Raw genomic sequence first — 22,254 nt, forward strand, 5'->3', positions numbered from 1 at the left:
GGAACAGGGCATAGGTGCCAGGCTCGGGCACCTGCTGGAAAGGCCTCAGCGCGCCGAACAGTCCGTGCAGTTCATCGGTCAGGCCCGCAGCGAAATAGAGCGCATCGGGATCGCCCCCTAGCCCGCCGTTGCCGAACAGAATGGCCCAGAGGCCGGGAATGTCGATGAGGCTGCCGTCCGGGTTTCGCAGCGCGCCCAGCGTCTCGCCGGTGTCGAAGTCATAGGCGAGGATGTAGCCGTATTCGTTGTGGAAGTTGGCCACGAGCAGAGCGTCGGAGAATTCGCCGAAGTCTTCCGGAGCGAGAGCGACGCCCCACGGGGAGGTCAGGAGATCGCCGCCGGTGCTGATGGTGCGCAGGTATGTGCCGTCCGGCGCGAACACGCTGACCGCGCCAAGGCCGAGATCCGCGTTGATCGCCTGAGGGCCGGGAATGGAATAGGTGACATAGAGCAGCCCTTCGATGTTCTGCACGTTGAACGGCACCAGCCCGGCCGGCACGTTGGGATCGATGAACCCTCCCGGCATCGTGACGGGGTTGAAACTGGAATCGAACACGTCGATCTGCCCGGTGATGCCGTTGGGGGCGTAGAGGTAGGAATTGCCGCCGGTGCTGCCGAAGCCGAGGCCGGGATAGACCGCGGGCCGTCCGGCATCCCCCGGCGGGACCACCTGCACCGCCTGCCTGGGATCGCCCGAGCCGTTCCAGGCGGAGATGGAGCCGTCCAGGTTCGAGAAGATGAAGGTCGCCGGTTCAGGCGACGTGCCGTTGGGGATCTGGAAGCCGGATGATTCATTGAACACGATGCCGGTGGGTCCGGCAGGCGGCGTCGGGTTCTGCGGAATGTTCACCACCAGCGGGTTGCCGGGCGGGAGCGGCCGGCCGGTTCCATCATAGACGGTGGACGTGCCGGTGCCGGTGTTGGCGACCCAGAACGGACCACCCGGCGCATAGGCAACGCCCCACGGATTGACGAGGTTGGGATCGACGAACGCGGCGGGCGCGAAGCCTTCCGCCGCAAGCGCGGCCTGATCATCGGTCACCAGGTTGATCTGCTGGTAAAGCGGCGCGGCGTGGGCGCTCGCTGCTGCCGCCGCGAAAAGTCCAAGGGCCAGGAACGTACGGCGCGGCCAGGAACGGAGCCGTGCGCAAGGGATTGGTGCCTGCATGGGCATCTCCAAGGGTCATGCTGTTGCCGGGAATGAGTCGTCGCAACGCCGACAGCACTTGAGGCAATCACGCGCGGCGCAGGGCGCGGCCGGGCGTGCTGGAACAGGCGCAACGGAAGCCGAAGGGGAACAGGAGCCGCCCCGGTTCGGCTGGGCGGACAGGCAGAAAACCCGGCGTGACGGTTAAGGTTCCTGTGGCTGGACTCCACCGGAAAAGCAGGCAAACGCGCGGAAGCGCCGGCGGACCGGGGCCGCACGGCGCTTCCTGCTGGAACGCGGTATGAGAGGGCGCTGACGTCAGGCGCGCTTGCGACGGCGCAGCACGAGGCCGAGCGGCAGCAGACCTGCGGCCAGTATCCCCAGCGCGCCGGGCTCAGGCACGGGCTCAGGGCCGGGGCCTTGCTGGAACGGCGCGATCTCGGCGAACAGGCCGTGCAGCTCGTCGGTCAGGCCGGCAGAGATGTAGAGATCGTCCTCATCGCCGCCCAGGCCGCCGTTGCCGAAGATCAGCGCCCAGAGCGCCGGGATCGTGAGCAGGGAGCCATCGGGATTGAGCATGGCGCCAAGCTCGTCTCCCGTATCCGGATCGAAGGCGAGGATATAGCCGAACTCGTTGTTGAAGTTGCCCACCAGCAGGGCGTTGGAGAATTCGCCGAACTCATCGGGCGCGATGGTGATGCCCCACGGAGACGTGAGCATGCCGCCGCTGGAGATCTGGCGCAGGAACGTTCCGTCCGGCGCGAACACACTGACCGCGCCTTGCCCCAGCTCCGCATTGAGCGAGTCCTGCCCGGGGATGGCGTAGGTGACGTAGAGCAGCCCGTCGATGTTCTGGATGTTGAAGGGCTGGAGTCCGGGCGGAACGTTGGGATCAACGAAGTTTCCGGAGAGCGTCACCGGGTTGAACTCGGCATCGAACACATCGATCTGCCCGGTTGCGCCGTTGGCGGCATACAGGAAGTTGCCGCCATCCGTGCTGGCGAGGGCAAGGCCGGTGTAGGCGGCTGGTCCAACCGTTCCGGACGGCACAACTGTGACGGCCTGTGTCGGGTCGCCCGAGCCGTTCCAGCCGGAAATCGAGCCGTCCAGATTGGCGAACAGGAAGGCGGCGGGGGCGGGTGTGGCGCCGTTGGGCAGCACGAAATCACTGGTCCCGTTGAACACCTGCCCGGTTGGGCCGGCAACAGGGCCGCTCTGAGGAATGTTCACTACCAGCGGATTGCTGACGGGGAAGGGCTCGCCGCTGCCGGTATAAAGGGTGGACGTGCCGGTGGCCTGGTTCGAAACCCAGAACGGGCCGTCAGGGCTGAACGATACGCCCCATGGGTTGACCAGATTGGGATCGACGAAAGCAGCGGGCTCGAACCCTTCGGCTGCGAGGGCGGCCTGATCATCGGTCACTAGGCTTTCGATCTGGTAGAACGGCTGTGCACCGGCGGACATTGCCGCCAGCAGGGAGCCGCCGAGAAAGAGCGCTGGGAAGACACGCCACGGCCGGGACGGCAGGGGCAGGGAAAAAGGTAGAGATTGCATATGCATCTCCATGGTTAGAAACGGGAAAAGAAAATGGCGGACCGCAACGCCGACGGGACGCAACGCGCAGTGGCGGCTCGGCAGAAGCCACTGCAATCGCACCGCAACTAGGGGAACGGCGCGCAGCAAGGAGCCGCGTGGAATGAATTTTTCGTGAAAGTCCGTCCGGTTTCGGCTGGGCAGACTGCCGAATAAACCATAGTTATTAGCAAAGGTTCCGGCCGCTGGATTTTTAAAGGCTGCCAGTGCTCAAGGGTCTCAGTGTCGCGCCGCGCGCGCCCGGCTTGGCGTTCCGGGCATCAGCCTCTAGAGATGCCGCGATGGAAGCATTTGATGTAATCATTCTGGGCGCGGGCGCAGCGGGCCTGATGTGCGCGGCTATCGCCGGGCAACGCGGGCGGCGCGTGCTGCTGCTGGACCATGCGGACAAGGTTGGCTCGAAGATCCTGATCTCGGGCGGCGGGCGCTGCAACTTCACCAATGTGGATGCAAAGCCCGACCGTTACCTGTCGCAGAACCCGCACTTCGCCAAGTCGGCGCTGAGCCGCTACACGCCGCGGGATTTCATCGACCTTGTGGAAAAGCACGGCATCAAATACCACGAGAAGACGCTGGGCCAGCTGTTCTGCGACGGCTCGGCGCGGGAAATCGTCGCCATGCTGATGGACGAATGCGCCATCGGCGGCGTGGACGTGCAGGCGGGGTGCCGCATCACCAACGTCTCGGGCGGCGAGGGCTTCCGGGTGGAGACGGACCGGGGCAGTTTCCACGCGCCGAACCTCGTGCTGGCAACCGGCGGGCCGTCCATTCCCAAGATGGGCGCCACCAGCTTCGCCTGGCAGGTGGCCAAGCGCTTCGGCCTTGCCATCACCGAGACGCGGCCCGCGTTGGTGCCGCTGACGGTGGATGGCGAGCTGCTGCGCTTCTGCCAGCAGATGGCGGGCGTTGCGGTGGACTCTGTTGCCCGGTGCGGAAAGCAGAGCTTCCGCGAGGCCAGCCTGTTCACCCACCGGGGACTGTCCGGTCCGGCGATCCTGCAGATTTCCTCCTACTGGCGGGAAGGACAGGCCATCACCCTTGACCTCCTGCCGGGTCTGGATGCGCTGGAATTCCTGAAGGACCGCAAGCGCGAGCGGCCCAAGGCGGAGGCGAAATCGGTACTGGCGGAGATTCTGCCCGCCCGCCTTGCCAGTGCGCTGTCCGATCGGCTGCCGCTCGGTCCCATGGCCAACGTGCAGGACAAGCTGCTTGCGCGGATGGCGGCACAGCTGAAGAGCTGGGAAATCCACCCCTCCGGCAGCGAGGGCTACGCCAAGGCGGAAGTGACGCTGGGCGGCATCGATACAAATGGCCTGTCGTCCAAGACCATGGAAGCCAAGGCCGTGCCGGGCCTTTACGCCATCGGCGAGGCGGTGGACGTGACCGGCTGGCTGGGCGGCTACAATTTCCAGTGGGCGTGGGCCAGCGGCTGGGTGGCCGGGCAGTCAATCTGAGATAGGGCGAATTGGAATCCGGCGGTCCGGCCGCGCCGCACGGGAGGAACTGGGCCGCTCTCTCTCCCGTTCCCGATGTCTGATGATGCAAACTTCAGGCACTGGGAGAACAATACATGGCGAATGATCTGAACGGCAAGCGCGTGGCCATTCTGGCGACGGACGGCTTCGAACAGGTGGAACTGACCGAGCCGATGCAGGCGCTGAAGCAAGCAGGCGCGCGTGTCGAGGTGGTCGCGCCCAAGTCCGGCGATATTCAGGGCTTCAACCATCATGACAAGGGCCAGACCGTACCTGTCGATCACACGCTGGAGCAGGTGCAGGGCGAGGACTTCGACGCGCTGATGCTGCCGGGCGGCGTCATCAATCCGGATGCGCTGCGGCTGGAGCCTGCGGCCATCGACTTCATCCGGCACTTCGTCGAGGCGCGCAAGCCGATTGCCGCCATCTGCCACGGCCCGTGGACGCTCATCAACGCCGGGGGCGTGCAGGGGCGGCGCATGACCTCGTGGCCGTCGCTGGAGGCGGACCTGCGCAATGCCGGCGCTGAGTGGGTGGATCAGGACGTGGTGGTGGATCGCGGGCTCGTCACCTCCCGCAAGCCGGATGACCTGCCGGTCTTCTGCACCGCGATGGTGGAGGAATTCAGCGAAGGCCGCCACGAGGAGCAGCCGGGCGGACGCATAGGCTCGGCGCAGAAGGGCGAAAGCGCCGCCACCATGCAGGGCGAGAATATCTGACGTTCGTCCCTTGCGAAAAGCAACGGGGGGCAGAGCCACTGGCTTCGCCCCCCCTCTCGTTTGCGTCTGTCCTTGCGCTTCAGCAGCAGCGGGCCCCACCCGCGCCGTAGCGGGCTTCCTGCCGGTTGCGGAAGAACTCGATTTCGGACATGGGCGCAATGTCGGGATGACGGTTGGCCATGTGGGCGAGGTAGTTCTCGTAGGATGGAATGCCGATCATCAGGTTGGCCGTCTCGCGCACGCCGCTGAAGAAGCGGCGTAGGGCGTATTTGGGCCCCTGATTGCCATGAGTGCGAGGATCATGAGCCGTTTGATCCAGCGTGACCGGCCGGCCCGGCAGGCCGGGATCTCCGGCCTGCTGCCACATGTCTTTCAGTGACTTGGGTTGCTGGGTCATTGCGCTTCCTCCGCCCGATTCACTCTGCCGGAACGCCGCGGATCTCGATCGCGGTCGGCTCCGGGATGCGGTAGGCCGAGATGATCGAGCGGATGCCGAAGATCACCATCGAGATCACGACGCCAAGGAACAGAATGCACAGGCCCGCATCGATCCAGTCGTTGGTGATGATGCGCTGCATCTCGGCGAGGTTCTTTGCCGGGGCCAGCACCTGTCCTTGCTCCAGCGCCGCCGAGAACTTGCGGGCATGAGCAACGAAGCTGACCGCCGGATCGGACGAGAGCACCTTCTGCAGGCCGGCGGTGACCGTGCAGATCACCAGCCATGTGGCCGGAAGAATGGTGACCCAGGCGAAGCGGTGCCGCTTCATGCGGAACAGCACCACCGTTGCCAGCACCAGCGCCACGGCCGCCAGCATCTGGTTGGCGATGCCGAACAGCGGCCACAGGGTGTTCACGCCGCCCAGCGGATCGGTCACGCCCTGATAGAGGAAGTAGCCCCATGCGCTGACGCACAATGCCGTGGCGATGAAGCCGGGAACGAGGGAAGACGCATTGCGGAACTGGGGCGAGACGAGGCCGATCAGGTCCTGCAGCATGAAGCGCCCGGCGCGGGTGCCGGCGTCAACGGCGGTCAGGATGAACAGTGCCTCGAACAGAATGGCGAAGTGGTACCAGAAGGCCTTCATCGCACTGCCGCCTATCACGTGCGAGAAGATCTCGGCCATGGCGACGGCGAGGGTGGGCGCACCGCCGGTGCGGGAGATGACGGAGGCTTCGCCCACGTCCTTTGCGACCTGCGCCAGATACTCCGGCGTGACCGGGAAGCCCATGGCGGTAACCGCCGCCGCCGCGCTTTCCGGCGTGGTGCCGATGAGGGCCGACGGGCTGTTCATGGCGAAGTAGAGGCCCGGGTCGAGGATGGAGGCACCCACCAACGCCATGATGGCGACGAAGCTTTCCATCAGCATGCCGCCGTAGCCGATGAAGGGAACATCTCGTTCATTGGCGATGAGCTTGGGCGTGGTGCCGCTGGAGATCAGCGCATGGAAACCCGACACCGCACCGCAGGCGATGGTGATGAACAGGAACGGGAACAGGTTGCCTGACCAGACCGGCCCGCCGCCGTCCGCAAACTTGGTCAGCGCGGGCATCTGGAGCTGCGGGGCCATGACGACGATGCCGATGGCCAGCGCCACGATCGCGCCGATCTTGAGGAAGGTCGAGAGGTAGTCGCGCGGGGCGAGCAGCAGCCATACCGGCAGGATGGCGGCGATGCCGCCGTAGCCGATGAGCAACCAGCACAGCTGGACCGGGGTGAAGGTGAACATGGGGCCAAAGACCGGCGATTCCGCGATGTTGCGGCCGAAGACGATGGCCAGCATGAGCAGGACGAAGCCGATGATCGAGATCTCGGCCACGCGCCCGGGGCGGATGTAGCGCAGGTACAGCCCCATGAAGATGGCAATGGGGATGGTGGCCGCCACGGTGAACATGCCCCACGGGCTGTCGGCCAGCGCGCGCACCACGATGAGGGCCAGCACGGCGAGAATGATCACCATGATCATGAAGGCGCCGAACAGGGCGATGGTGCCCGCAACCGCGCCCATCTCCATGCGGACCAGCTCGCCCAGCGATTTGCCGTCGCGGCGCATCGAGAGAAACAGGACCATGAAGTCCTGCACCGCGCCGGCCAGCACCACGCCGAAGAGAATCCAGAGCGTGCCGGGCAGGTAGCCCATCTGCGCCGCCAGCACCGGACCTACCAGCGGCCCCGCCCCGGCGATGGCCGCGAAGTGGTGGCCGAACAGCACGTAGCGGTTGGTGGGCACGTAATCCAGGCCGTCGGCGCGGCGCACGGCGGGCGTGGGCAGCGCGGGGTCGAGCCGCATGACGTGCTTGGCGATGTAGAGGGCGTAGAAGCGGTAGCCGATGAGGTAGAGCGAGACCGCCGCAACGACGATCCAGAGCGCGTTGACCGGCTCACCCCGCTGGGTGGCGATCACGGCCAGCGCCGCCGCCGCGATGATCGCGGCAAGCGCCCAGCCGATTTTTCCGAGCATTTGCACCGTATTGTCCCCGTATCCTTGTGATTTCTCCCGCCGGAACTAACGCGCAATCGGGCCTTTATGGCAAGGCGTGGCGCAAAAAAGATCGGGCGAGGAACCGAGGGAGAACGCGCCAGTAGGCAGGCAGGCGCGCACGGCAGGATCGTTCAGCGCCGTCTCGGGGCAAAAGAAAGCCGGGCGGCGGAGATGAACTCCGCGCCCGGCCTGACCAAGGATAAGGGCCGTCTGGCCTGATGTTCTTGTGAATAATGGCTTCAGGTCATGGGGCTCAGTTCAGGGCCGCCTGCTTCGCCTGGGTTGCCAGACGGCTCTTGCGCGCGCCGTAAGCCAGGTAAACGGCAATGCCGATCACGTTCCAGATCAGGAAGCGCTGCTGGGTGAGCGAGGGCAGGCTGGCGAACAGGTAGAGACAGCCTGCAATGGCGAGGCTGCCCACCACCCAGAACGCCGGCGCGCGGAACACGCGCGGACGCTCCGGCTCGCGCAGGCGCAGGATGATGAGGCATGCACCCACCGCCGTGAACGCGGCCAGCGTGCCGGCGTTGGCCAGTTCGGCGATCTCCGACAGCGGGAAGAACCCGGCGATGGCGGAGACAACAACGGCCGTGCCGACCGTGACGGTGACCGGCACGCCGCGCTTGTTGACCGAGCCGAGGCGCTGCGGCAGCAGCCCGTCGCGCGCCATCACGAAATAGATGCGGCTCTGGCCGTACATGAAGGCAAGGATCACGGTCGGCAGCGCGATGACAGCCACCGCGCCGATGAACACCGCCACCTGCGGGTGGCCGAGAGTGCGCAGCACGTGGGCCAGCGGCTCGCCGGAGGCGGCGAACTCGCCGAACGGCATGGCCCCGATGGCAACGGCCGCCACGGCCATGTAGAGCGCAGTGCAGACCACCATGGAGCCGATGATGCCGATGGTCAGGTCACGGCCGGGGTTCTTCGTTTCCTCGGCGGCAGTGGACACCGCATCGAACCCGTAGAAGGCGAAGAAGATGATGGCCGCTGCTGCCATCACGCCCTTGGCCGCGCCGGTCGCCTCGGAGGCGGCAAAGCCGTAGGGCATGAACGGCTCGAAGTTGCCGGAGTTGAAGGCCGGGATGGTCAGCGCGATGAAGATCACCAGCGCCAGAACCTTGAACACCACGAGGAACGCGTTGACCGAGGCGCTCTCGCGCGTGCCGATGAGCAGCATGCCGGCAACGGCGGCAACGATGAGGATGGCGGGCAGGTTGATGAGGCCGCCCGCGTGCGGTCCGGCCACCAGTTCGATGGGCAGGTTGATGCCCGCCGATTGCAGGAAGCCGACGGCATAGCCGGACCAGCCGACCGCCACTGCCGCGCAGACGACGGAGTATTCCAGAATCAGGCTCCAGCCGATGAGCCAGGCGATGGCCTCGCCTAGAACAGTGTAGCTGTAGGTGTAGGCGCTGCCGGAAGCCGGGATGAGCGTGGCCAGTTCGGCGTAGGCCAGAGCAACGCAGACACAGACAAGACCGGCAATGAGAAACGCCAGGATGACGGCCGGGCCGGCGCGCTCGGCACCCACGCCGATGAGCGTATAAATGCCGGTGCCGACAATGGCGCCAACCCCGAGGCCGACAAGGTGCGGCCAGCTCAGGGTGCGGTGCAGTTTCTGTCCATGCTCGGGCGCGTCTGCCAGATCGATCGCCTTGCGGCGGGTCAGGAAAGACATTGAGATCGCCTCAATCGATAAGGTTGATGTTGATGCCGGAGCGGCTCCCCCGCCGCTCGGGCATTCCATGCTTGTTGGCTGGGACTATAGCGGCAGCGAAATAGGCTGCGAAATTTTATTTCGTCCAATTTTGCAACACATGGAAAAATCCTCCTGTTCATGGCCGCCAAGAGAAAGCCCCAGCCCCTGAGGAGGCTGGGGCTTTCCTGCTGCCCTGTCAGACCTTGAGAGGGGGGTTAGGGACGGGGCAGACCCTGTTCCGGCCAGCCGAGCTTGACCTTTTCGGCGCGAACCATCTCGGCCACGTCGTTCAGGAGCTTCTTGGCGTCGTAAACGATGCCGTCCTTCACGGTGTAGCTGACGCCGCCAACCCGCTCGAGCTTCTGGGTCTGCTCGTTCAGGCGCAGGTGGCCCGTGCCGTAGAGCGTCTTGAAGTTCTGGAGCGGGTTTTCCTTCACGATGACCAGATCCGCCAGCTTGCCGATGCGCACGGTGCCGATGGGCGGAACCGGCTGGCCCTTGGGTTCATAAAGGGTCAGCGCGCCGTTGAGCGTGGCCGCGGTGACGACCTGGGACGGGTTGAACCCGGCTTCCTGCAGCAGCTCCAGCTCTTCGACGAAGCCGAAGCCGTAGGTCTTGTAAATGAAGCCGGAGTCAGAGCCGGTGGCCACGCGGCCGCCCATATTCTTGTAGTCGTTCAGCAGCCGCATGTACTTCTGGTAGTAGTTCTTCCACTTCACCTCGGTCGCCGTGGTCCAGTCGAAGAAGTATGAGCCGTGGTTCTCGCGGGAGGACTGATAGAAGTACCACAACTGGGGCATGGTGTAGGTGTCGTGCCAGTCCGCGTTGCGGGCGTGCATCAGATCGCGCGAGGCGGCGTAGATCGTCATGGTCGGATCGAAGACCACGCGGTTCTTCTTCTGCTCCTCCAGGTACTCCCGCCACTGCTTGCTGCCGGGGCCGACGCTCTCCGCGGCCAGGTTCGCCACGTTGCCGAAGCGGTCCTGCTCGTCCTGATAATTATAGTCCACCGGCCAATCCTGAATCGGGCCGTTCTTCAGCAGGGATTCCATGTGGCCGTAAAAGTGGGTGACGGTGCCGAGGCCCGCCCGGCCTGCCTCCAGCGCGTTCATGCGGCCGACGCCGACCTGCGACAGGTGGGCGGTGGTGCCGAGGCCATGCTTCTTGGCCTCATCGAAGATGGCCTCAAGCACCTCGGGCGGCTGGTTGGCATCCGCGCCGACCTTGATGCCGTCGATCCCCTGCTTGGCCGCCCAGCGCACCCACTCGCGCGCCTTCTGCGGCGTGTTGGTGATGCCGCCGGTCCAGCCCTTGCCGGAGCCCGGGCGCTGGTAGGCGAAGATGCGCGGCGCGACGATCTCGTTGCGGGCGGAGCGGGCGCGCTCGCTGAGGCTGGTCTCGACGTCGGCAAGCTCGACGCCCCGCACCGAGGTCACGCCGTGGGCCAGCCACAGCTTGTAGGAGTAGCTCATGTCCGGCGCCTTGTCGTTGGTCGCGGCGTGGACGTGCAGATCAACGAAGCCCGGCATCACGTACATGCCGGTGGCATCCAGCTCGTAATCGAAGTCGCGCGGTGCGCGGCTGTCCTTCAACGGCAGGCCCGGCGTGCCGGCGTTGATGATGTCGGTGATGGTGTTGTTCTCGATCACGATGTCAACCGGACCGCGCGGCGGCGCGCCGCTGCCGTCGATGAGCGTGACGCCGCGAATGACCATCTTGCGGAACGGACCCGCGCCTTCTCCCTGCTGGCGCGCCGGCGCGGGCGTGTTGCCCGGGCGGCCTTCGATCTTAGCGGGCGCGGGCACCTTGCCCAGGTCTGCAAAGGGCGCGTGCGCCGATGCGCCTGCCACGGTCAGCGCAACGCAGGCGGCCGTGCCGGCCAGAATGGTGTTGCGCAGTTGCGAAAGCTTCTTCCTCACGTGTGTTTCCCCCGTTGGATGCTTCTGAAGTCTCTTCAAGCCTTGCAGCGATGAGGAAAGGGCGCTGGCCGTTCCCTGCGGCAGCGCCCTTTTCCGGGTCAGTTGAACTTCTTCATCAGGCTGATGCCGAACGTGCGCGGCGGCGCGCTGTAGGTCGTGGTCTTGCCGCCGGTGTTCGAACTGGAGCCCCGGCTGTTGATGGCCGCCGCGTCGAGCACGTTGTTGATGAACAGGGCGACGCTCCACTCGCCGTCCGGCGATTGGACGCCGATGCGGGCGTTGACCAGTTCGTAGGCATCGACCTTGCGCCGGTAGACATCGAGCGGGCTGAGCGTGCTGTAAGTCGAGCTGACGTGGCTTACATCCATGCGCACCAGACCGTCGAGCGCATCGGTCAGGCCCCACGTGTACTCGGCGGAGCCGCTCAGGCTCCACTTCGGCACGTAGGCGAGGCGATCCCCCTTGCGGCCGTTGGCCACCACGACTTCGCTCACCTGATCTTCCGAGAGGCGGGCGTCGGTGTAGCCGAGGTTGCCGCTGAGCGAGAGGCCCGGCAGCGGGTAGGCGGAAAGCTCCACCTCCGCGCCCTCGATGCGCGCGGCGCCGGCGTTGGCGATCAGGCCGAACACCGAGCCGGTGCCGGAAGTGCGGGCCGAGACCTGAAGGTTGTCCCAGTCGATCCGGTAGCCGGTGACGTTGAAGTAGACGCCCGGCAGCGGCTGACTCTTCATGCCCAGCTCGTAGTTCCACAGGCTATCGGAGGTGTAGGCGGCCATGGCCGCCGGCAGGCCGATCACCTGGTTGACGCCGCCCGGGCGGAAGCCTTCGGCCGCCTGGGCGTAAATCATGAACTGCGGGCTGAACTCGTAGGAGACGTTGACCTTGTGGACGAAGCCGTCTTCCTTCGAGCGCGCCTCCTGATAGGGCGTGACGTTGGAGACGTAATGCTCCTGTCCCTTGTCGATGCGGCCGCCCACCAGCTTCTTGTATTCATAATAACGGGAGCCGACCGTCAGGGTGAGCGCATCGAAGAACTTGTAGGACAGCTCGGCAAACAGTGCCTTCTGCTTCAGTTCGTCGTTGATGGTGCGATCATAGAAGATGTTCTCGTCTACGAAGTCCTCGAGCTGGCCGTTGTTCGGATTTGCCGTCAGCAGGGTGGAGCGCACCACCGTCTCGCGGTCCTGCATGAAGCCGCCGGCGGTCCAGTTGAACGGGCCATCCCCGGTCGAGCTCAGGCGCAGCTCGTTCGTCCAGTTCTTCACCGATTGCGGCTGGTAAAGGCTGGAGAAGAGGATGCGGCCGGTGCTCTCCAGGTAGGTCGCCAGCTGGTCCGGCGAGCAGGTGAGGGCGGTGTTGCGCAGGTGATAGCGGGCGCAACCGGCGGCGTTGTCACGGCCGCTGAAGGTGTCGCTCACGTCGCCCACCGCAATGCGGTCGCGGTCGAAGTAGGTGGTCACCGCCGTCAGCACCACGCTGTCGAAGTCGTAGTTCAGCGTGGCGCTATAGATGCGGTTCTCGTCGTAGTTGCCGGATTCCGAGCGGGCATCGGTGGTGTAGCGCCTGCCGGTTTCGGAAATCCAGCGCGGGCTGTCGGTCGAGACCTTCTCGTAGTAGGCCGCCAGGTCGATGGTCAGGCGGTCGGTCGGGGTGAAGCGCAGCAGGGCACGGCCGCCGTAGCTCTGGCCGTCGTTCACGTTCTTGTCGCCGTAGTAGATGTTGTCCACGTAGCCGGCGAACTGGTTGTAATTGCCAACCACGCGCAGCGCGACCTTGTCCTCCACGATCGGCGCGTTGACCATGGCGTCGATCGAGGCGCCAAGGCTGCCGCCTTCCACGGCGGACATATTGGCGCTGACCGCGCCTTCCCAGGCGTCTGACTTCGGCTTGTTGTAGATGACGCGCAACGTGCCGCCCATGGAGCCCGAGCCGTACAGCGTGCCTTGCGGGCCGCGCAGGACTTCCGCGCGCTCCACGTCGAACATGCGCAGGTCAGGGGTGGAGGAGGCGGAGTCGCTGGTGGTGCCGACCGAACCGGCCACCGGCGATTCATCGAAGTAGACGCCGACCGTCGGCTCGCCGGCCGCCGTCACGCCGCGCAGGATGACGCGCCGATTGCCCGGGCCGCTGTCGACGATGCGAAGGCTTGGTGTGTTGCGGGTGAGATCGGTGATGCTGGTGTTGCCAGCGCGGGCGAGCGTATCGCCAGTGACTGCGGAAATCGCCAGAGGCGTGTCCTGAAGGCGGGTGTCGCGCTTGAGCGCTGTAACAACGATTTCGCCTTCATTGGCAGGACTTTGGGCCAAAGCCGGAATACTCAAAGCAACGGACGCCGTGCCAGCCAGAAACGCCACTCTACAAGGAACTGAACGCAAGAAATTGCTACGAGCTACTCTGATCTGTGACATGGATTTGCCCCCCTGTCTCGTTTTTGGATTAGTCTCCCCTTCGGTAACTCATGTTGTTTTTTGGGATTTTTCTTAGACTAACACCAAAGATCGCGAATGTGTTTCGAATTTGGGGGCATTAAAGCGAATTATCTACTGAATCCGGCCGCTATTGAGAGGTCTTTCCCAATTAAATTCGGCCTCATGCAGGAACAGGGGCCGTTTTTAGGCCGTAGAATCGGCGTAAACCCGAATAGACCGCAGGGTGACTAGATAATAAAATAATTGTCCTTGTAATTTTGTTTCTGGAGGCGACCGCGCCTGCCCGGCTCTTTGCTATGCGCATCCTCTCTACTCTGCGGATATTTACAGTAAATATTCATCGTTAACGCGGCCGGTATTTACGGGGCCAAGGGGAGGGCGACCGGCGCGCCATAGGAGCCGTCATGATCGGGCGCAGTCCAGTTGGCCTGCGCCGATGCCTGAGTTGGTCGGCCTCCGCCGCTTCCAAGGTTGGTCGGCCTCCGCCGACAAAGACCGCCTTGCCCTCTCTCCAGAAAAACTATGTGGCGCGAATGTCTATTGCGCAGGTAGTGTTGGTTATCCGTTGGTTTCATCCGGGATGAGCCTGATGACGCACCGCCGCATCACCGCACTTACCGCGCCGCAGCCTGCTGCTCTGGCGCCCCGAATGTGTTGTCGCCGCAGCGCCTGAGCCTCGTCGACATCCCATTGTGGGCACGATCATGACCGTGCCCGGCCCACACATTCGGACCTTATAGTATATGAGTGATCGCAAGCCCCTTCTTGGTATTGTCAGCTGCAGCCGCGATGTGGGCGGCCGTCAGGTGCACGCCGTCTCCCACCGTTATGTCGAGCCCGTGCTGAACCGCCTGCAGGCGACCGGCCTCATCGTGCCATCCCTGACCGACGCCGCCAGCATCCGCCAGATGGCGGCCCTGTTCGATGGCTTGTTCCTGCCGGGCAGCTTCACCAATGTGAACCCGCAACATTACGACACGCAGGCCCAGCCCGAGCACGGCCCGTTTGACGAGAGCCGGGACCGCACGGTGTTCCTGCTGCTGGAAGAGATGCTGAAGCAGGGCAAACCGGTGTTCGGCATCTGCCGGGGCTTTCAGGAGCTCAACGTCTTCTTCGGTGGCAGCCTGCGCTGCGGCCTCGGCCACGGGCACGAGACGATGACGCACCATCTGCCGGTTCATCCGGAAACCGAGTTCTCCAGGCTGTTCTCGCTCAACCATGCCGTCTCCATCGAGCAGGGCGGCGTGCTGGAGCAGGTCGTCGGCCGTCGCCGCATTGGCGTTAACTCGGTGCACTATCAGGGCGTGGACCGGCTCGGCCACGGCCTGACCGTGGAGGCGCTGGCGGATGACGGGCTGGTGGAAGCCATCTCCTGGCAGGACGGCAACGCGGCGGTACTGGGCGTGCAGTGGCACCCAGAGTGGGATCTGGCCACCAATCCCGTCAGCCAGGCGCTGTTTGACCACTTCGGCAAGCTGCTGCACGGCGAGCGGGACATCGCCCGCCTCTCGCCCATCCTCCGCTACGCCGGAGTCTAATCTCAGGCGCCCGGACCGGTCCCCGGGCTGTGCACGCGCAAGCGCCATGGCTCGCAGTGCCCCATGTGGCGGCCGGTGTGGCGGTGCTCTTCGTTATCTGTGGAGTTTTCCGGGAAGCCAGACTGGCTTCTCACATATTGCCAGACTGGCGTCTGGCGGAGAGGGAGGGATTCGAACCCTCGATACAGTTGCCCGTATGCCGCATTTCGAGTGCGGTGCTTTCGACCACTCAGCCACCTCTCCGTGGACCGCCGGTAGCGCCGCCTTCAGGCGCGCCCCGTTGAGCGAGCCGCGTACATAAGGCAAGGCGCGGCGGTTGTGAAGCCCCCGTTGCACACTCTGTCCGGATTTTTTGTAATGAAGCTCTCGGCTGTGCCGCAGGCCGGGCGACAGGGCCGGTTTCGCCTTGCGGCACGCCGCCCCCGCGGCGGGACCGGGGTGGAGGCAGGGGGCTGGTGAGGGCTTAAAACCGCTTCGGCTCGTTCCTATATCGGAATCAGAAGAAGATTGTTGATGAGAGGCCCCGAGATGAGGGGGTCGGGTCAAACCCTTCGGATCGAAAGGAACGACCTATGCAAAGCATGGAACTGCACAGAGCAGGAATTGGGGCCAGCCGGCCAGCTTCGGTCGTTGGAACCAGAGAAGCCACCTTCCGCATCGGGCAGGTGGTGCGTCATCGTTATTACCCGCTGCGCGGCGTGATCTTTGACGTTGATCCGGAATACAACAACTCCGAGGAGTGGTGGCTCTCCATTCCCGAGGACCTCCGCCCGGACAAGGACCAGCCTTTCTACCACCTGCTCGCCGAGAACGACCAGTCGGCTTATGTCGCCTACGTCAGCGAGCAGAACCTTGTGGCGGATGATTCGGCCGAACCGGTGGTGCATCCGGCGATTCCCCAGATGTTTTCCGGTTATTCGGACGGGCAATACCAGCTCCGGCCCGAGCGGGCGAACTAGAATCCGGCGATTTCGGCGGCAATAACCGCCCTGATGCGCCCCTGCAGGCAGAAAAGGTCTGATGCAGGGGCGCTTTTCGTTGAAGAGTCGCGCCATTGCGGATAACAGGGACGCGAAGCTTGTTACCGGGTCTGCAATTCAGGAAGCTCTCGCTTCCGCTTTTTGTTGTCGCGTCAACAAGCGGTTGACTCATAGTCAACGGTAAGTATAACTCCGCGCTTCCAAGGATCGGCGCCGGGATGCCTTGTGTCCTGCTGTGCCGCCAACGATTGAGAAGGTTTTAGCCATGTACGCTGTGGTGCGCACGGGTGGTAAGCAGTACCGGGTCGCCGCCGACGACCAGATCCTGGTTGAGAAGCTGGCCGGTGAGGCTGGTGAGACTGTTACCCTGTCTGAAGTTCTGATGGTTGGCGAAGGCGCCGACGTGAAGTCGGGTTCCGGCGTCACGGTCACCGCCGAGATCGTCGATCAGACGAAGGGCGACAAGGTCGTCATTTTCAAGAAGAAGCGTCGTCACAACTACCGGCGCAAGCTGGGTCACCGTCAGCAGCTGACGGTACTCAAGATCAAAGCGATCGGCTAAGTCAGAGGAGACTGAGTCATGGCACATAAAAAAGCAGGCGGCTCCTCGCGTAACGGTCGCGATTCCGCCGGTCGCCGTCTTGGCGTCAAGAAGTTCGGTGGCGAGCGTGTTGTTGGTGGCAACATCATCATCCGTCAGCGCGGCACCAAGGTTCACCCGGGCACCAATGTGGGCCTGGGCAAGGACCACACCATTTTCGCTCTCGTCGAGGGCACCGTGAAGTTCCATGACGGCAAGCTGGGCCGGCAGTACGTATCTGTCGAACCGATGCCGCTCGCAGCCGAGTAAATCGCGGCCAGCACATGGACATGTCCGGGTCGCTCAAACGGTGACCCAGACACGACATTCCGGAGAGGGAGATGGGTTACCGTCTCCCTCTTTGCGTTTATTCTCCCTCTCCCCACGTTCTACGGCGGGAGAGTTTTATGTTCATACGCACGCAGCGGCTGCTCTTGCGGCCACCCTGGCCTGAAGACGCACCTGCCATCGCCTCGGCGCTGGCCGAGCGCGACATGGCCATCAACCTGGCGCGGGTGCCGCACCCCTACACCCTGGCGGATGCGGAGACTTTCATCGCTTCCTTCGAGGAGGCGGAGCCGCAGCCCACGTTCGTGATTCTCACCAGAGACGCGGAAGGCACGGCGCTTGCCGGGTGCATCGGCCTGTTCCGGGCCGAGGAGGCGCAGGCGTGGGAGCTGGGCTACTGGGTGGCGAAGCCCTGGTGGGGCCGGGGTTACGCAACCGAGGCCGGGCGTGCCGTTCTGGACTTGGGATTCCTTGGTTTGAGGCTTCCGCGCCTGGTTGCCGGCCATTTTGTTGAGAACCCGGCATCGGGCCGGGTGCTGGAGAAGCTGGGCTTTGAGCCGACCGGAGAGGGTCTGCGGCATTGCCTGGCACGTGATTGCAATGTTCCCTGCCGAAACGTGGCGTTGACGCGGGAGGGCTGGCTCGCCCATAGAGCAGGCCAAGTGGAGATGCACGCGGCATGAAGTTTCTTGATCAGTGCAAGATCTATCTCAAATCCGGCGACGGCGGCGATGGCTGCGTGTCGTTCCGGCGCGAGAAGTTCATTGAGTACGGCGGACCTGACGGTGGCGACGGCGGCAAGGGCGGCGACGTCATCATCGAGTGCGTCGACGGCCTCAATACGCTGATCGATTACCGCTACACCCAGCATTTCCGCGCCCAGCGCGGCCATCACGGCATGGGCCGCAACCGCACGGGCGCGGGCGGCAACGACATGATCCTGAAGGTGCCGGCGGGAACGCAGGTGCTGTCCGAAGACAAGGAGCATGTGATTGCCGACATGACCGAGCCCGGCCAGCGCGTGGTGCTGTTGCGCGGCGGTGACGGCGGCAAGGGCAACCTCCACTTCAAGACATCGACGAATCAGGCGCCCCGCAAGTTCATCCCCGGTTTCCCGGGTGAGGAAATGTGGGTGTGGCTGCGACTGAAGCTGATCGCGGACGCAGGTCTTCTGGGCCTGCCCAACGCGGGCAAGTCCACCTTCATCAACGCGGTCTCCAACGCCAAGGCGAAGGTGGGCGATTACCCGTTCACCACGCTGAAGCCGCAGCTGGGCGTCGTACGCCACAAGGCGCGCGAGTTCGTACTGGCGGACATTCCGGGCCTCATCAAGGGTGCGGCGGAGGGCGTCGGCATCGGTGACCGTTTCCTCGGCCACATCGAGCGCTGCCGCGTGCTGCTCCATCTGGTGGACGGCAACGCGGAAAGCCCGACCAAGGCCTATCGTACCGTCCGCAACGAGCTGCAGCTCTACGGCGCAGGGCTTGAAGACAAGCCCGAAATCGTGGCGCTCACCAAGATCGACACGCTGGATCCCGCAACCCAGAAGCGCCGCCAGCAGGCGCTGTCCAAGGCGATCGGCAAGCCGGTGCACCTGATCTCCGCCCCCACCGGGCAGGGTCTGGAGCCCGTGCTCGACCAACTGATCGAGACCGTGGGCCGCGCCGCTCCTGAAGAAACGGAAGATGCATGGTCGCCCCTGTAGAGCTGTTTTCCCCCGCAAAGTGCCACCGTCTGGTCGTCAAGCTCGGCTCCTCGCTGATCGTTGCGCCAGACGGCACGGTGCGGCGTCAGTGGCTGGAAGGCCTGGTGGCCGAGCTGGCCGCACGCCGCAGTGCGGGGCAACAAATTCTGGTGGTCTCTTCCGGCGCGATCGCGCTGGGGGCGCGCCGCCTCAGGCTGCCCAAGGGCGGGCGGGCCAGCCTTGAAGACGCGCAGGCCTCCGCCGCCGTCGGCCAGATCGAGCTGGCGCAGGTGTATACCGAACTCTTCGCGGCTCACGGCATTCAGGCGGCCCAGCTGCTGCTGACGTTGCAGGATCTGGAGGACCGCCGCCGTTACCTCAACGTGCGGGCAACGGCTGGGCGGCTGGTGGAGGCCGGGGCCGTGCCCATCATCAACGAGAATGACACGGTCACCACCGCCGAGATTCGCTTCGGTGACAACGACCGTCTGGCCGCCCGCGTCGGGCAGGCGGTAGAGGCGGGCGGCGTCATCCTCCTCTCTGATATCGATGGCCTGTTCACCGGCGATCCCAAGAGCGACCCGGATGCGGAGCTGATTCCCGTCGTCCCGCAGCTGACGCCCGAGATCGAGGCGATGGCCGGCGGCGTCGGCGCATCGGGCATGGGCTCGGGCGGCATGGTCTCCAAGCTGCAGGCGGCGCGCATTGCGGCCTCGGGCGGCTGCCATATGGCGATCATCTCCGGCAAGGTGGACAAGCCCTTGTCCCGGTTCGAGAACGAGAAGATCGGCACCGTCTTCCCTGCACCCGAAAGTGCGCCGGTCTCCCGCAAGCGCTGGCTCGCCGGGCGGCTGAAGGTGGCGGGCACGCTGATCATCGACGACGGCGCGGCGGCAGCGCTTGCGCAGGGCCGCAGCCTGCTGCCCGCGGGCATGAAGGCCGTAGCCGGGCATTTCGAGCGCGGCGACGTGGTCGATATCGTCAACATGCAGGGCAAGGTGGTCGCACGGGGTCTCGTGAGCTACCAGACCGAAGAGGCTGCGCGCCTGTGCGGGCGCAAAAGCCATGAGATCGAGGCCATTCTTGGGTATTCTCCCCGGGCGGCTATCGTGCACCGCGATGACATGGTGATACTATGAACCAGATGATGAGCGTTTCCGGCGATCCCGTTCAACTGGTGCGGGACATGGCGACCAAAGCCCGCCAGGCTGTGCAGGAGCTGGGTCTGGCCAGTCCGGAGACGAAGAACGCCGCGATTCGGGGTGCCGCCGCGGCTCTGCGCGCCAATGTGGATGAAATTCTGGCTGCCAACGCCCGGGACATGGACGCAGGCCGCGCCAAGGGGCTGACCAGCGCCATGCTTGACCGGCTGGAGCTGAACCCGGCGCGCGTTGAAGGCATCGCCAAGGGTTTGGAAGCGGTTGCAGAACTGGCTGATCCGGTCGGCCGCGTGTCCTCAAGCTGGACCCGTCCGAACGGCCTCGTCATCGAGCGCGTCTCGGTGCCGCTGGGCGTCATCGGCGTGATCTACGAGAGCCGCCCGAACGTGACGGCGGATGCCGGCGCGCTGACGCTGAAGGCGGGCAACGCCGTCATCCTGCGCGGCGGCTCCGAGTCGCATCACTCCTCGCGCGCGATTCACGCTTGCCTCGTTGAGGGCCTGCGCACCGCCGGTCTGCCGGAAGCCGCCATCCAGCTCGTGCCGACGACGGACCGCGCCGCCGTGGGCGCCATGCTGACGGCGGTGAACCTCATCGACATCATCGTGCCCCGTGGCGGCAAGTCGCTGGTGGCGCGGGTGCAGGAAGAGGCCCGCGTGCCCGTGTTCGCGCACCTTGAGGGCATCTGCCACACCTATCTCGACAAGGCGGCCGATCTGGACATGGCGCGCGAGGTCGTGCTGAACGCCAAGCTGCGCCGCACCGGCATTTGCGGCGCAACCGAAACCCTGCTGATCGACCGGGCGGACGCCGATCGTCTCGCCGGGCCGGTGATCGCCGCGCTGCTGGAGAAGGGCTGCGAGGTGCGGGCCGAGGCCGAACTTCAGGCGCTGGACGCCCGAATCAAGCCGGTGACCGAGGAAGACTGGGTGACCGAGTATCTGGATGCCATCCTCTCGGTGAAGCTGGTGGACGGCGTTGCCGGTGCGGTCGAGCACATCAACCGCCATGGCTCGCATCATACGGACAGCATCATCACCGCCGACGAGGCCGCTGCGGCCCGTTTCCTGCGCGAGGTGGACTCGGCCATCGTGCTGCACAACGCCTCCACCCAGTTCGCCGATGGCGGCGAGTTCGGCTTCGGCGCGGAAATCGGCATCTCGACCGGCCGAATCCATGCACGCGGCCCGGTGGGCGTCGAGCAGCTGACCACCTACAAGTATGTGGTGCGCGGCGCTGGCCAGACCCGGCCGTCATAAGTTTCGGGTGCAAGCGCGGGTGAGTTCCGATCCTGTTTCCGGTTCTGTTGCGCTGCGCAATGCCGCCCGTTGGCATGGCAAACGCGTGGGACTGCTGGGCGGATCGTTCAACCCGGCGCATCGCGCCCATTTGCATATTAGTCAGGAGGCCATAAAACGGCTGGGACTGGATGCGGTCTGGTGGCTGGTCAGCCCCCAGAATCCGCTGAAAACCGCCAAAGACATGGCCTCGCAAGCCATCCGCCTTGCCTCAGCCCACGCCATCGCCCGCGATCCGCGAATCGTGCCGACGGATGTGGAGAGGAAACTCGGCACCCAGTACACCGTTGATACCTTGAAGGCGCTGGTAGACCTTCACCCATCCACCCGGTTCATCTGGTTGATGGGCGGAGACAATCTTCAGAGTTTTCACAGGTGGTATCAGTGGCGTCAGATTGTCCGGGTTGTTCCGATTGCCGTTCTGCTCCGCCCGAGGTATTCTGGGGCTCGCCGGTCGGCACGGGTTTTGGGTCCGCTGAGAAAAGCGCTGAAGCCCGACCGGACGGTGTCAAGGTGGACGGAGTGGGAGTTGCCCGCGATTTTTTGCCTTGAGCAGCCTGGTGTTGACGAATCATCAACGGCACTGCGTGCGCGCAGTCCGGATTGGGCAGATGCATATGGTCACACCACCAAGTAGGGAGAAAGGATTGCCCCCGATTGCCGCCGCTGACAGTGGCGTTCAAAGTCAGGCCGCGAGTGAAGCTGGTCTGCATGATCTGGTTCTCAGATCGCTCGACGATGACAAAGCCGTCGATGTCGTTTCCATTCCACTGGCAGGCAAGAGTTCCATTGCCGATCACATGGTGATCGCCAGCGGCAACTCATCCCGTCAGGTGGCCGCAATGGCGAATCACCTTCTCGAGCGTCTCAAGGCCGATTTCGGCATTGCGGCTCGGGTTGAGGGTCTGCCGCAGGCGGACTGGGTGCTCATCGACGCGGGCGATGTGGTTGTTCATTTGTTCCGACCCGAGGTTCGTACCTTCTACAACCTCGAGAAAATGTGGTCGGTGGAGGTTCCCGCCGGGCCTGCCGCAGCCTGATGCTGCTGCACATCGTGGCGGTGGGGCGGATCGGGCGCTCGCCCGAGGCGGAGCTTGTTGCCCGTTACGCGGCACGACTTGGCCCCACCCTCAAGATAACCGAACTGAGCGAGCAGAAGGCGCAGCGCCTCCCTCCCCCCGAGGGCGGCGTGCGAACTGTCGTGCTTGACGAGCGCGGCAAGATGCTGTCGTCCGAAACCTTCGCCGCACGGCTCGGCGCTT

Annotated in this window: 20 protein-coding genes and 1 tRNA gene; 13 read left to right on the forward strand and 8 right to left on the reverse strand. The window is 64.6% G+C overall.

Features of this window, described 5'->3' with window-relative positions; genetic code table 11:
- Both VIG90_RS06705 and VIG90_RS06710 read right to left on the reverse strand, forming a co-directional pair.
- On the reverse strand, positions 1-1,168 hold a 1,168-nt coding region (locus VIG90_RS06705; RefSeq protein ID WP_331592713.1), incomplete at its 3' end, for a TIGR03118 family protein.
- A gap of 297 nt (positions 1,169-1,465) precedes the next feature.
- Positions 1,466-2,701 carry a TIGR03118 family protein gene (locus VIG90_RS06710; protein ID WP_331592714.1) on the reverse strand — a complete coding sequence of 412 codons (1,236 nt, stop codon included), beginning with the start codon at positions 2,699-2,701 and terminating at the stop codon, positions 1,466-1,468.
- Between the two features lie 320 nt (positions 2,702-3,021).
- Here VIG90_RS06710 and VIG90_RS06715 point away from each other — a divergent pair, with 320 nt between their 5' ends.
- On the forward strand, positions 3,022-4,194 hold the full coding sequence (locus VIG90_RS06715; RefSeq protein ID WP_331592715.1) for an NAD(P)/FAD-dependent oxidoreductase: 1,173 nt from the start codon (positions 3,022-3,024) through the stop codon (positions 4,192-4,194).
- Between the two features lie 116 nt (positions 4,195-4,310).
- A complete protein-coding gene (locus VIG90_RS06720) occupies positions 4,311-4,934 on the forward strand; it encodes a type 1 glutamine amidotransferase domain-containing protein (protein ID WP_331592716.1) in 624 nt (207 codons plus the stop codon).
- 79 nt (positions 4,935-5,013) lie between these two features.
- Here the strand turns inward: VIG90_RS06720 and VIG90_RS19810 are convergent, their stop codons facing one another.
- The 5 genes from VIG90_RS19810 to VIG90_RS06745 form a co-directional block, all read right to left on the reverse strand.
- Complete coding sequence (locus tag VIG90_RS19810; protein ID WP_349257194.1) at positions 5,014-5,331, reverse strand: YbdD/YjiX family protein; 318 nt, start codon at positions 5,329-5,331, stop codon at positions 5,014-5,016.
- Between the two features lie 19 nt (positions 5,332-5,350).
- Positions 5,351-7,393 carry a carbon starvation CstA family protein gene (locus VIG90_RS06730; RefSeq protein WP_331592717.1) on the reverse strand — a complete coding sequence of 681 codons (2,043 nt, stop codon included), beginning with the start codon at positions 7,391-7,393 and terminating at the stop codon, positions 5,351-5,353.
- A 274-nt stretch (positions 7,394-7,667) separates the two neighbouring features.
- Complete coding sequence (locus VIG90_RS06735; protein WP_331592718.1) at positions 7,668-9,095, reverse strand: amino acid permease; 1,428 nt, start codon at positions 9,093-9,095, stop codon at positions 7,668-7,670.
- 236 nt (positions 9,096-9,331) lie between these two features.
- Positions 9,332-10,972, reverse strand: a complete 1,641-nt coding sequence (locus VIG90_RS06740; RefSeq protein WP_414695474.1) for an amidohydrolase family protein — start codon at positions 10,970-10,972, stop codon at positions 9,332-9,334.
- Positions 10,973-11,133: 161 nt separating this feature from the next.
- Positions 11,134-13,341 carry a TonB-dependent receptor gene (locus VIG90_RS06745; RefSeq protein ID WP_331592719.1) on the reverse strand — a complete coding sequence of 736 codons (2,208 nt, stop codon included), beginning with the start codon at positions 13,339-13,341 and terminating at the stop codon, positions 11,134-11,136.
- An 866-nt stretch (positions 13,342-14,207) separates the two neighbouring features.
- Here VIG90_RS06745 and VIG90_RS06750 point away from each other — a divergent pair.
- Complete coding sequence (locus VIG90_RS06750) at positions 14,208-15,002, forward strand: gamma-glutamyl-gamma-aminobutyrate hydrolase family protein (protein ID WP_331592720.1); 795 nt, start codon at positions 14,208-14,210, stop codon at positions 15,000-15,002.
- Positions 15,003-15,155: 153 nt separating this feature from the next.
- On the opposite strand, the gene VIG90_RS06755 is transcribed toward VIG90_RS06750, so the two are convergent.
- Positions 15,156-15,245 (reverse strand) — tRNA-Ser (locus VIG90_RS06755).
- Positions 15,246-15,574: 329 nt separating this feature from the next.
- Here VIG90_RS06755 and hspQ point away from each other — a divergent pair.
- The 10 genes from hspQ to VIG90_RS06805 form a co-directional block, all read left to right on the forward strand.
- On the forward strand, positions 15,575-15,961 hold the full coding sequence (gene hspQ, locus VIG90_RS06760) for a heat shock protein HspQ (protein ID WP_414695471.1): 387 nt from the start codon (positions 15,575-15,577) through the stop codon (positions 15,959-15,961).
- A 286-nt stretch (positions 15,962-16,247) separates the two neighbouring features.
- Positions 16,248-16,544: a 50S ribosomal protein L21 gene (gene rplU, locus VIG90_RS06765; RefSeq protein ID WP_331592722.1), complete on the forward strand. Its 297-nt coding sequence runs from the start codon at positions 16,248-16,250 to the stop codon at positions 16,542-16,544.
- A gap of 18 nt (positions 16,545-16,562) precedes the next feature.
- Positions 16,563-16,832 (forward strand): 50S ribosomal protein L27, encoded by a 270-nt coding sequence (gene rpmA, locus VIG90_RS06770; RefSeq protein ID WP_331592723.1) that lies wholly within the window; start codon positions 16,563-16,565, stop codon positions 16,830-16,832.
- A 137-nt stretch (positions 16,833-16,969) separates the two neighbouring features.
- Positions 16,970-17,533: a GNAT family N-acetyltransferase gene (locus VIG90_RS06775; RefSeq protein ID WP_331592724.1), complete on the forward strand. Its 564-nt coding sequence runs from the start codon at positions 16,970-16,972 to the stop codon at positions 17,531-17,533.
- Positions 17,530-18,555: a GTPase ObgE gene (gene obgE / locus VIG90_RS06780; RefSeq protein ID WP_331592725.1), complete on the forward strand. Its 1,026-nt coding sequence runs from the start codon at positions 17,530-17,532 to the stop codon at positions 18,553-18,555. Before VIG90_RS06775 ends, obgE begins: the two co-directional genes overlap by 4 nt.
- Positions 18,540-19,673 carry a glutamate 5-kinase gene (gene proB, locus VIG90_RS06785; protein ID WP_331592726.1) on the forward strand — a complete coding sequence of 378 codons (1,134 nt, stop codon included), beginning with the start codon at positions 18,540-18,542 and terminating at the stop codon, positions 19,671-19,673. Before obgE ends, proB begins: the two co-directional genes overlap by 16 nt.
- Entirely contained in the window at positions 19,670-20,953 is a 1,284-nt protein-coding gene (locus tag VIG90_RS06790) for a glutamate-5-semialdehyde dehydrogenase (RefSeq protein WP_414695472.1), read from the forward strand. Before proB ends, VIG90_RS06790 begins: the two co-directional genes overlap by 4 nt.
- A gap of 19 nt (positions 20,954-20,972) precedes the next feature.
- Positions 20,973-21,629: a nicotinate-nucleotide adenylyltransferase gene (locus VIG90_RS06795; RefSeq protein WP_331592727.1), complete on the forward strand. Its 657-nt coding sequence runs from the start codon at positions 20,973-20,975 to the stop codon at positions 21,627-21,629.
- A gap of 10 nt (positions 21,630-21,639) precedes the next feature.
- A complete protein-coding gene (gene rsfS, locus VIG90_RS06800) occupies positions 21,640-22,032 on the forward strand; it encodes a ribosome silencing factor (RefSeq protein WP_414695473.1) in 393 nt (130 codons plus the stop codon).
- Positions 22,032-22,254 (forward strand): 23S rRNA (pseudouridine(1915)-N(3))-methyltransferase RlmH (locus tag VIG90_RS06805; protein WP_331592728.1); only part of this gene is annotated, 223 nt, incomplete at its 3' end. The genes rsfS and VIG90_RS06805, both read left to right, overlap by 1 nt.

Origin of the sequence: Pedomonas sp., from assembly GCF_036515995.1 — a bacterium.
Taxonomy (GTDB): Bacteria; Pseudomonadota; Alphaproteobacteria; order Sphingomonadales; family Sphingomonadaceae; genus Pedomonas.